At 51.9% G+C, this 11430-nt stretch carries 9 protein-coding genes; 4 read left to right on the forward strand and 5 right to left on the reverse strand.

Going from position 1 to position 11430, the window contains the following annotated elements:
• Positions 1-73: 73 nt before the first annotated feature.
• Positions 74-2155 carry an ABC transporter ATP-binding protein gene (locus AACZ40_RS15930; RefSeq protein WP_291173362.1) on the reverse strand — a complete coding sequence of 694 codons (2082 nt, stop codon included), beginning with the start codon at positions 2153-2155 and terminating at the stop codon, positions 74-76.
• 402 nt (positions 2156-2557) lie between these two features.
• Between AACZ40_RS15930 and AACZ40_RS15935 the strand changes: the two genes are divergently transcribed.
• The gene (locus tag AACZ40_RS15935; RefSeq protein WP_291173364.1) at positions 2558-4006 is read left to right on the forward strand and encodes an MATE family efflux transporter; all 1449 of its coding nucleotides are present in this window, start codon (positions 2558-2560) and stop codon (positions 4004-4006) included.
• A 1-nt stretch (position 4007) separates the two neighbouring features.
• Here AACZ40_RS15935 and AACZ40_RS15940 read toward each other — a convergent pair whose 3' ends face one another.
• From AACZ40_RS15940 to AACZ40_RS15955, 4 genes are all read right to left on the reverse strand, one after another.
• Positions 4008-4745: a lipoate--protein ligase family protein gene (locus tag AACZ40_RS15940; protein ID WP_291173367.1), complete on the reverse strand. Its 738-nt coding sequence runs from the start codon at positions 4743-4745 to the stop codon at positions 4008-4010.
• A 1-nt stretch (position 4746) separates the two neighbouring features.
• A complete protein-coding gene (lpdA, locus tag AACZ40_RS15945) occupies positions 4747-6129 on the reverse strand; it encodes a dihydrolipoyl dehydrogenase (RefSeq protein WP_291173370.1) in 1383 nt (460 codons plus the stop codon).
• A gap of 62 nt (positions 6130-6191) precedes the next feature.
• The gene (gene odhB / locus AACZ40_RS15950) at positions 6192-7394 is read right to left on the reverse strand and encodes a 2-oxoglutarate dehydrogenase complex dihydrolipoyllysine-residue succinyltransferase (protein ID WP_291173372.1); all 1203 of its coding nucleotides are present in this window, start codon (positions 7392-7394) and stop codon (positions 6192-6194) included.
• Between the two features lie 325 nt (positions 7395-7719).
• The gene (locus AACZ40_RS15955) at positions 7720-8664 is read right to left on the reverse strand and encodes an SMP-30/gluconolactonase/LRE family protein (RefSeq protein WP_339674982.1); all 945 of its coding nucleotides are present in this window, start codon (positions 8662-8664) and stop codon (positions 7720-7722) included.
• Positions 8665-8877: 213 nt separating this feature from the next.
• Here AACZ40_RS15955 and AACZ40_RS15960 point away from each other — a divergent pair, with 213 nt between their 5' ends.
• From AACZ40_RS15960 to AACZ40_RS15970, 3 genes are all read left to right on the forward strand, one after another.
• Positions 8878-10059: a M20 family metallopeptidase gene (locus tag AACZ40_RS15960; protein WP_291173378.1), complete on the forward strand. Its 1182-nt coding sequence runs from the start codon at positions 8878-8880 to the stop codon at positions 10057-10059.
• 458 nt (positions 10060-10517) lie between these two features.
• Positions 10518-10850, forward strand: a complete 333-nt coding sequence (locus AACZ40_RS15965) for a PadR family transcriptional regulator (RefSeq protein WP_002643791.1) — start codon at positions 10518-10520, stop codon at positions 10848-10850.
• A partial coding sequence (locus AACZ40_RS15970) for a hypothetical protein (protein WP_339674985.1) occupies positions 10837-11430 on the forward strand: 594 nt, incomplete at its 3' end. The genes AACZ40_RS15965 and AACZ40_RS15970, both read left to right, overlap by 14 nt.

Consider the following 11430-nt stretch of genomic DNA (forward strand, 5'->3'; position numbering starts at 1 on the left):
ACAGAGAGTCGAGAAATTCAAACGGCTTTGTCACAGGTCGACTGTGCAGATAATGTCGGAGATCTGAAAGCTTTCAGGCAGAACGCTGACGGACCTGTGCACTCAGCAGGCTCTGGTATTGCGGGCAGGAATCAACGAGAACGTGATGTGGTCCGGTAGCGACAACCTTTCCGGAATCCATGACGACGATCCGGTTCGCAAATTCCAACAGGCTTTGACCGACAGAATGCGTGATGATGAATACGGTTCTGCCGGGCGCAAACTCTCTCAACGCCTTATGAATCAGGATTTCGCTCTGCGAATCGATGGCGGAAGTCGCTTCGTCCAGAATCAGAATGTCCGGATTTCGGAGGATCGCTCGTGCGAGCGCAATGCGCTGTCGCTGTCCGCCGGAGAGTTCATGACCTTTCTCTCCCACGTTGTAGTGCAGGCCGTCTGGCAACTGTTCGGCAAACTGCAATACATGTGATTTTTTTGCGACGGATTCGATTTCCAGTCGGGAAGCATTCGGTCGACCGTAACGGATGTTTTCGAGAATCGAATCATCAAACAGCATGGTTTCCTGGGAGACCACCCCGATATGATTTCGCAGATCCTTCAGGCGGATATCCCGGATATCAACTTCATTGATAAAGATGTTCCCTTTGTCAGGGTCATAAAACCGGGGGAGCAGATTGACGAGTGTTGATTTACCGGAGCCGTTTTCGCCCACGACGAGTACGACTTCACCTGCATTGATTTCCAGGTTGACGCCATCCAGGATCGGTTCGTTATTGCGGGTCGATTCTTTACGCTGGGCGTAAGTGAAGTCAATCTTGTTGAATTTAACGGTCTGCACTTCCGCAGGGAAACGTTGCGGTTCATCAGTTTCCTTGACCAGGGTTTCACGGTCGATGATCTGGAAAATCCGTTCCAGGGCAGCAGCTGTTTTTTTCAGTTTTGAATAGACAGAAGACATTTTGCGGGCAGGATCGGAAATCCCGGCCAGCAAGGCGTACATCATGGAAAGTGTGGCGATATCCATGGGAGTTGAGGAGAGCTGGATCCCCCAGATTTCCGTCTTTTGACGCAGCACCAGGTAAGAGCCGGGAATCAAAGCGATAAAGATGGCCATCAGACCCAGCATTTCCGTGGTGGGGCTGGTCAGCGAATCGATGCGGAGAATTCGGAGTGCTTTCTTGAAGAACTCTTTATTCTCATGATGAAAGCGGTTGCGATGCTTACGGGCGCCGTTAAACGCAATGATGACTTTGGAGCTTTCGAATGACTCTTCCAGTGTTTTGTAAATCCGGGACATGCTCTCCATCATTTTCTGGCTGGCATGTTTCAGCGTTTTACCGATTTTGTAAAACACAATCGCAATCAGGGGTGCAAACACAAACGAGAGCAGCGTGAGTCTCCAGTTGACCAGGAAGGCAAAAATAATACAGGCCAGCGCCTTCAGCGGTTCCCGGACAATTTTCCCTCCCATCAGAGTGAGACCCTGGGAGAGCTGCTGCATATCGAAAGTGAACCGAGACATCAGCGATGCCGTACCTTCAGAGGAGATACTCTGATAATCCAGGTCGAGTACTTTTCGAAAGCATTCCTTGCGGATGGCCATCGTCACCAGTTCTACGACCCCGCCCACCATGACATCCTGCGTGAAGATAAAGATGCCTTTGATGAAAGTGGTAATCAGCAGCACTCCCAGAATTAATGCGAAAGTGTCAAACTGATCTTCGGGGATACGGCTGATGACGTTTGTCTGGATCCACTTGAGCACGAGCAGTTTTTGCGAAGCCGAGTTCAGCTTGGTCTGCTGACGGGTATGCTCACTCAGCAAATCGACGGGGGCGGCTGCCAGATCCGTTTGTGTGAGTGTGGTGTCAGGTTTGATTTCTTCAGAATTCACATTCGGATTCTGGGACTGAATCGAATTCGAGAGGTCCTTCAGAACTCTTGATTTATCCTGAATGGTATTTTCTTTTTCACTGATCTGCTCCTGTACATATCCGCCCAGGGTTTCCCCTTGCAGCAGAACCTTGACTACCAGGAAGGTGACGGAAAGATTCGCCCCCCAGAGGACCGCGACCATGATCGCAAAAAAGAAGGAAACGACCAGTCTTTTACGGTAAGGCCAGACATATTGTATTAATCGCGTAAAACTGTTCACAGGATTCACTCTAGTCTATGAGTAAGGTGGTGTTGCTCTAAGTCTATAATGTGCCGTTAGATATGTTCTTTTAACTGGTGCCGGGATCAGGCATTTCACGAGATCGGGACCGGCCGAAACCCGATGAAATCCGTGAATTAAACTAGGAATTGCAAATCAGGTCCAGACGAGATTTTAGGATCCGCGCATCTGGACAATTTGTCAGCGGGCTCATGCAGCTGAAAGCGTCTGTAATTGTGATGAGAAATGCGAACTAATTCCGGTTCTGGCGTGTCGTGGAAAGAGGCATTTTGTGAAAATTGTGATATGCTGCCAGCCGGCGGTCTGCGGACCTCATTCTCTGCTACTACAATTCCGGCGATTGTATTCTGCGCTCAACTATCTTGAATCGGATTGTACCGAATGGACTCCTCGTCCTTTGAAAATAAGAATGGCTCTGTGAGCCCGGGAAGTTTACGTGAACTGGCGAACGTAGCGATCCCCCTGGTGCTGAGCTGTGGTTCGCTGTCGATTATGCATGTGGTAGACCGGATCTTCCTGTCCTGGTGGTCAACCGAAGCAGTGGCTGCTGCGTTACCTGCCGGCATGATTCAATGGGCCATCATGTCGATTGCGATGGGGATGGCGACCTATGTGAATACGTTTGTCGCGCAGTACGAGGGGGCAGGCCAGAAGCAGTATGTTTCTGAATCCGTCTGGCAGGGATTTTATGTGGCGCTGATCTGGGGGGCCATCCTGTTGCTGGGCATCCCTCTTTCCACCAGTATTTTTCACTGGATTGGTCATGCTGCTGAAATCCAGGTCCTGGAAGTCGATTATTTTTCGATACTCTGTCTGGGTTCCGGTCCCGCATTAATTTCGACTGTGCTCTCTTGTTTTTATACAGGTCGCAGTAAAACGATGGTCGTCATGTGGGTGAACCTGGCAAGTGTACTCGTCAATATGGTTCTGGATTACCTGCTGATCTTCGGGGCAGGACCAGTCCCTGCCATGGGAATCAAAGGGGCCGCGATCGCGACCGTACTGGCGAATGTAGCGACCATGGTTTTTTATGCTGTGATCATCTTTGCCAGGCATGAAGCCCGCGAGTATGGCTTACTCAATCATTATCACTGGAATCAGAGTCTGCTGCTGCGATTGATTCGCTACGGGTTTCCCAATGGAATGTTGTTTTTCGTCGATATAGTCGGGTTCACCCTGTTTGTGGTTCTGGTCGGACGAATTGGAAAGATAGAACTGGCGGCGACGACGATTGCTTTCAATCTGAATTCACTGGCATTTGTGCCGATGATGGGAGTCGGTACGGCTGTGATGACGCTGGTTGGCAAACGCATTGGCGAGGGTCGACCTCAACTGGCCGTGACAACCACATGGAAAGCGTATATCGTCTCGACTTTATATATGATCATTTTTGCTGTCATCTATGTAGGCTTGCCGGAATTATTACTCAGACCCTACCAGCCGGAAGTCATGACGGAAGAGTTTCAACAGGTCAAGCAGATGACGATCGTCCTGCTGCGATTTGCCGCCCTGTTTTCATTATTCGACGCGTTAGCAGTCGTCTTTGGCTCAGCGATCCGCGGCGCCGGGGATACCCGCTTCTGCATGATCTATTCACTGGTCACAGGGTGGACCATCATGGTCATTCCCACGTTTCTGATCTGGAAATACGCAGACGAAAAGATCTTTGGCAGCTGGACTGCCTGTACGGCGTATATTGGCGTATTGGGATTTGGGTATCTGATCCGCTTCCAGGCAGGGCACTGGAAAAAGATGCGGGTCATTGAAGATCACTTTACGACTGTTGAAGTTGAACTGCAGGAGCAACCCATTCAGGAAGCGTTGTCCTGACTCAGCGGCGGAGATTCCAGTGCTCCGTCTCATATTTTTCCTGCACCAGTTGCTGCACACGTTCGAGTGGCAATTCGGGTTCCGGTTCAATTGCCTGCCAGGTTTCGATCAGCGAGTCTCTGAGCAGAGTGGGGCTGATATCATAGTTGGTGACAAATTCCAGATGATCGCGCTGCGATCGATATTCGGGTTCCCGTTCAGGACTGGTTAAATACCGGGGAATGCGATCGAGATCAAAGTCATAGAGAATCGTGCCATGATGCAGGAGCGTGGTGGTTAACCACCGCTGGGAATTCCCGGAAAATTTGTGTCCCTCCACGGTCAGATCACTGATGCCACGTACTTCGACATTCAGTTCCGGTCTGAGCCGGTTGAGAGTTCCCGAAATACGGTTCAGAATTTCTCGCGTGGTGGCTTCGATGCCGGCCAGATGCTGCTCGGCTGTGATGCGCAGAAACAGCGAATAAATGAAACACCCCGGTCCCAGCAGCACGGTCCCCCCGCCGGTACAGCGACGGAGAACCGGGATCCTGTCCTGCTGGCAGGCAGACTGATTCACATTTTCTGCGACCTGATTTGAGCTGCCCAGGATGACCGCGTATTGATCGATTTCCCAGATTCTCAGGCAACCCCGGGAATCCTGCTGATTGATCTGATACAACAGGCTTTCGTCGAGCGCCAGATTTTCCGCAGGAGTGGAGAGCGTCGTGTCGGAAAAGTGACAGCGGGAATCAGACATCTCAGAAATTGAGAGCCCGTTTATCTACGGCCAGTGCTGCTTCTTTGACGGCTTCAGCCAGCGTCGGGTGGGCGTGGCAGCAGCGGGCGATATCTTCACTGCTGGCACCAAATTCCATGGCGACAGCACACTCGGCAATCAGGTCCCCGGCACGAGGCCCAAGGATGTGAACCCCCAGGACACGGTCCGTCTGCTTATCCGCCAGCATCTTGACTTTGCCTTCTGTCTGACCCATGGCGCGGGCACGACCGTTGGCGATGAAGGGAAAGGTTCCTTTACGGTATTCGATGCCTTCCTCTTTCAGCTGTTCTTCGGTTTTACCGACGGCGGCGATTTCCGGATTGGTGTAAGCGACACTGGGAATGGCATCGTAGTTGACGTGTCCATAACCTGTGACCAGACGTTCGGAAAATGCGACTCCTTCGTCTTCTGCTTTATGAGCCAGCATGGCGCCGCCGATGACATCACCAATAGCGAAGATGCCTTTGACGGCGGTTTCGTAGTGGGCGTCGACCGGGATAAAACCCCTTTTATCCAGGGCAATCCCGATTTCTTCCAAGCCCAGGTTTTCCGTATTCGGACGTCGTCCCACCGCGACGAGAACTCGGTCGCAGCGAATCGATTTGGCGTCTGCGATTTCGACATCACAGGTCTTTTTGTTGGCTTTCACGCCGGTGACGCGGCAGCCCAACTGGAATTCGATCCCCTGTTTTTCGAAGATCTTCAGTGCCTCTTTAGCAATTTCCAGGTCGGTGGTGGGCAGGATGCGATCCAGGTATTCCAGCACGGTAACCTTCGCTCCCAGTCGACTCCAGACGGCTCCCAGTTCCAAGCCAATCACACCGCCGCCAATGACGACAAGATGCTTGGGAACCTGCTCGTAGGCGAGGGCTTCGGTACTCGTCCCCACGCGATCGCCGTCGAGTTCGATTCCCGGTAACGTGGAAGGTTCACTGCCGGTGGCAATCAGAATGTATTTGGCTTCCAGTTCGGTTTTTTCGTCACCATTATCAACAGAGACTTTTCCTGGCGCTGTAATAGTGGCATGCCCCGTGTAACGGGTGATTTTGTTTTTCTTGAACAGGGAATCAATGCCGCCGCCCATGGTTTTGACGGTCCGGTCTTTCTGACTCAACATTTTATCCAGGTCGAGCGACAGCGAACCGACGTTGATGCCACGATCTTTGAATGAGTGTTCTGCTTCTTTATACAGCTCACTTGATTCGAGCAGCGCTTTACTGGGAATACAGCCGACTCGCAGACAGGTGCCACCGAGCATGCGTTCTTTTTCGATACAGGCGACATTCAAACCCAGTTGTGCAGCACGGATCGCTGCAATATATCCACCGGGGCCAGCACCGATAATAACCAGATCGTGGTTCATTTTCTCATTTTCCTGCAGTGGCAGGAACCCTTTCCAAGCCTCTTAAGATGTGCGTTTGATTCTCAGACTTCCATCAGCATGCGTGATGGTTCTTCCAGGACTTCTTTGAGTCGTTTGAGGAAGACCACGGCTTCCCGGCCATCGACGACACGGTGATCGTAAGTCAAAGCGATATACATCATGGGACGAATCACGACCTGTCCGTTGATGGCGACAGGGCGATCCTGGATTCCATGCATGCCCAGCACGCCACTTTGAGGCGGGTTCACAATCGGAGTGGAGAGCAGGGAACCGTACACGCCACCATTGGTAATCGTGAAGGTGCCTCCCTGAAGTTCTTCGAGGCTGATTTTGTTTGCTTTGGCGCGTTGCCCGAAATCATTGATTTTGAGTTCGATGTCTGCAAAGCTGAGTCGTTCGGCGTTGCGCAGAATCGGGACGACCAGACCTTTACCACCGCCGACGGCAATGCCGATGTCATAGTAGTTCCGGAAGACCAGGTCGGTACCGCGAATTTCGGCATTGATTTGTGGATACTGGTTCAAGCCATCCACGACCGCTTTGACGAAGAAGGACATGAAGCCCAGTTTGACATCATATTTCTTGAGGAACATGTCTTTGTACTGAGACCGCAGTTCCATGACCGCCGACATATCCACTTCGTTGAATGTAGTCAGCAGGGCTGCGTTGGACTGGGCTTCGACGAGGCGCTCCGCAATTTTCTTACGGATCGGACTCATGGGGACAATTTCTTCTTCGCGGAAAGCACCATTGTCTGAGGTGCCGGGCTCCTGGTAGCTGAGGGCATCCTCTTTCAGAATGCGACCTCCCGGTCCGGTCCCTTTGACGTCGCCGGGACTCAACCCTTTTTCCGCCATCACGCGAGCCGCTGCCGGCATGACCCGTTCGCCAGATCCCGTAGAAGATTTCTTGTCAGTAGCTTTCTTGTCAGAAGCGGGAGCAGACGCGGATTCGGTTTTGGCCGGGCTCTTTTCCGGTGCCGGGTCTTCCGCTCCTTCGGGGCGTTCTGCTTCTTCCAGGTAGCCGATGACTTCACCGACGGCTGCCATCTCCCCGGTTTTCTTCAGAATTTCGATGATAATCCCATCCAGTGGGGCGGGCACATCGAAAGTGGCTTTATCGGTTTCGAGCTCGACAATTTCACTGTCCTGAGCGACCCATTTTCCTTCAGCAGCGTGCCAGGCTCCGATTTGAACTTCGGAGATGGACTCCCCTACCGAGGGAACTTTAATTTCAACAGACATCGGACACAATACTCCAACCGAGTCACGGGGAAAAAACGTATGTTTTCAGACTTATTTCAGATGTTTTTCTTCCAATTGCGAGCAGCAGTTTCGATTATGACTTCTTAAGAAAGCCAGCACAATTCCCGCGTACAGGGAAGATGATAAACAGGAAAAAATTTTGAACGGAATCAAGCAAAACGGTCAACATTCTGCAAATCAGGCTGATTCCAAAAAAAGACGCTGGTCATTTTATCGGCTTTTCAGCCAGACCAGCGTTCAGTTTATCCCGGTTCACTCATTATCGAACCAGATGGAACAAGTCGTATCAGTCGCATTGCCGGTATCACGAAGAGGGACCCGGAAAACGGTGCCCTTTGGCTTGCGTGTCGACACGATACAGTGAAGTGCGTGCGGTAATGAACAGGCTCGCATTATCTTTCCCGCCAAAAGTCACATTGGCCGGCTTTTCAGGTACTTCGATAATGCCCAGCAGTTTTCCCTCAGGTGAGAAGACCTGCAGACCCAGTGCTGACGTGATATAGAGATTGCCATTCGTATCGATCGTCAGGCCGTCTCCCCCTCTGCCAGGTTCGGGAGTCCCGGGTTCCTGCTTCAGGCTGCAGAAAACGCGACCTTTGCCGATTTTACCGGGCGATGTCACTGGATAAGCCCACATTTCTTTCGACATGCTGGGAATGACATACAGCGTTTTTTCATTGGGAGAAAGAATCACGCCATTCGGGGCTGCCAGATCGTCCACCAGACGTGTGACTTCGCCATCCGCGGCGCGGTAGTAGACGGCGACTTTTCCCTGTGGCAGCGGTTCAGGAGCCCGGAAGTGGGGATCGGTAAAGTAAATTCCGCCCGTCCGATCAATGACGAGGTCATTGGGGGCGTTGAAACGTTTCCCCTTGTATTCTGCTGCCAGCGGGGTGACTTTTTTGTCTTTCAGGCTGATACTGACCAGGCGTCCGTCCATTTCACAAGCCAGCAGGTTGTTTGCACCATCGAGCATCAGTCCATTACAGTGATTGGAGGGCTCCAGAAAAGTAGACAGTTTTCCCTTTGTGTCGACCTGGTAAATTTTATTATCGGGAATATCCGTGAAATACAGGTTCCCCTGCAGGTCAAACGCGGGGCCTTCGGTGAATTTGAAATCCGTAAACAGTTTGACGGGTTTGCTGACAGGACCCACGCCGGGGATTTCGGCCTGGTCTTCCGCCTGCGTCATGTCTGCGGACAGAAAGAGCATCAGTGCCGCTGCAGTCCAGTTCAGTATGTTTTTCATCGGAGACTCCTTGGAGTATAAGTCCAGCAAAATGGGAACATCGATTCTCCCTATTAGAGCCTGTCAGTGGCATAAAATTCAACCATCTGAAGATTCGGATTGCCGTATCAGTGGAAATCGATCCGTGCATGAGAGACACTTGGCGGAGAGAATTACTGCGCGATAAAGTGCTTTAAAGCGTGAATAGAGAGCTTGATGAGAGGTGAAATGTCGATGGATGCCGTTAGGCTGTTAAAACAACTGATTGCCATTCCCAGTGTGAATCCGATGGGCCGCACTGTGACCGGTGATATCTATTTCGAAGGCAGACTGACCCAGTTCTTATGTAATTATTTCGCAGAACTGGGAGTCGAATATGAATCGATTGAAGTCGTTCCCGGAAGAAATAATGTCATAGCACGTACGACACCTAAACCCGGAGTGCCCACGATCCTGATGGACGTCCACCAGGATACGGTTCCCGTAGAGGGGATGATTGTCCCCCCGTTTGAGGGCACGGAAAAAGACGGAAAGATCTATGGTCGCGGCGCCTGCGATGTCAAAGGCAGTATGGCGGCAATGCTGATGGCCTTCACGCGCCTGGTCAAAGACAATCCTCCGAATGCGGCGAACGTGATTCTGTCCTGTACGTGTGATGAAGAAGCGACCGTCAAAGGCATCAATCACCTTGTGCAGCTCTGGGAAAACCCGAGTGGCTTAAGCAAGATTCTGACCGAGCCGCCCGACCTGGGGCTAGTTGCCGAGCCGACGATGCTGGACATTGTCGTGGCGCATCGGGGCGCCACCCGCTGGAAAATCAAAACGAAGGGAAAGGCCTGCCACAGTTCTCAGCCCAACGACGGGGTGAACGCCATCTACAAGATGGCAGATGTCATCAAGGCGCTGCAGACCTACGCCGACGAACTTTCAGGCTGGGATGCGCATCCGCTGTGTGGTCCGCCGACGTTGAGTGTGGGTGTGATCGAAGGGGGCGAAAGTGTCAACATCGTGCCTGACTGGTGTACCATCGAAATCGACCGCCGCGTGATTCCCGGCGAGGACGGAATCGAAGTCATGAACCAGGTGGAAGAATACTTGAAGCAGGCTTTGCCATTCGAGTTCGAAATGCTGCCGCCGTGGATTACCGGCGTTTCGTTGTCCGACCACAATAATGGAGAGTGGAGCGACCGGCTGTTATCCGTGATAGATAAGCTGGAGCCCGGTCACAAAAAAGTGGGTGTGCCCTATGGCACGCACGCAGCCCGTGTGAATCAGGGGGGCGTCCCCTCAATGGTCTTCGGCCCCGGTTCCATCGCCCAGGCGCATACGATCGATGAGTGGCTCGAGATTGATCAACTGCTGAAATCGGAAGAAGTCTACTACCAGTTCTGCGCCAACGCGGGAAATCAACAGTAAGAGACAAAGGCGTGGCCCATGTGTCCATCCGCCTGCCTTCCGATGGCGACAGAAAATGAGTCTCTGGGTTGGCCCGAATGTAATTCGGGCCGAGCGTATCGAGCAGGAAACTGTCAGTGCAAACACTCGACGTAGGGGCGAACCCATGTGTTCGCCCGCGGTCTACTTCCTTTACATTGTCACGCTGCGAATGTTTTACTGGTCCCGTTCAGAGCGTAAAACCAGTTCGATCTTCACCAGGCGGACGGACACATGGGTCCGCACCCTACCGCAATCGGGGTCGGAAGTTTCCCTTTTATTGTGCGTTTACTCCGACAATTTCCTGTTGCCTGCGGCAATACCGAATTGCATTCGGGCTCACCCCCTGGTGAATTCTTTTCCAAAATCTTCTTGACAGTTAATACCTAGAGCGGCTATATATGGAACATGTAGTCATCCTATGTATCGGAGGATAAGAGATGAATCCGCAATTATTTGCAGGCACGATGGAGATGCTCATTCTGGAACTGGTTTCGGAAGGGCCCACTTATGGCTATGAAATTACGCAACGCGTGACGAATCGTTCGGCCAACGAGTTTGAGCTGAAAGAGGGGAGTCTGTATCCGGCGTTGCATAAGCTGCAGCGTAAAAAACTGTTGAAGTCGTTCTGGCGTGAAGTCGATGGTCGTCGGCGGAAGTATTACGAACTGACGATCCAGGGCCAGAAAGCGCTCAACGAGAAACGGCAGGAATGGAAACAGTTTTCCTCAGCCATCGAACGTATTCTGGGAGCACAAAGTGGCCTGGCCTGAGCTGAGCATCGACGATTTTCCGCCCAGGCGCGATGATGAACCGTCATCCTTGCGGCAGGATATTATCGACGAACTCAGCGATCACTTTGTGTGCGCTTTGAATCGAGAGTTATTAAAAAATCCGGACGAACAGACAGCAAAACAACGTGTATTAAATCAATTCGGCGATCCCATCAAAATCGCCCGCCAACTCTGGCTGGACGCAATGAAGGAGAAAATCATGTCGCAACGCATTATGACCGGGATTTCTGCCGTGATGGCAGTTTGCTGTCTCGCTGTGGTGGGCTTTGCGTGGATCCTGGTGCAGGACAGCCGGATGGTGAACCAGAAAATGCTGGAGCATGTCGCTGTATTGGCAGATCGTCCTGTTGCTTCTGCTGAGTCTGGAACTGATCAGGAGATTCTGCTGGAGTTAAAGCGATTGAACCAGTTGCAGGCAACGGGAGCTGTTGCGGGTCAGGACGAATTGCATCAAGTCAGTTTTCAACTGGTGACAGATCAGAACAGTCAACCGGCGACAGGATTTAAGGGAAGACTGCTTCAACTAGTTAAGGGGTTGGACGGTTTTATGGTTGATGTC

It is taken from the genome of uncultured Gimesia sp. (assembly GCF_963972345.1).
Taxonomy (GTDB): Bacteria; Planctomycetota; Planctomycetia; order Planctomycetales; family Planctomycetaceae; genus Gimesia.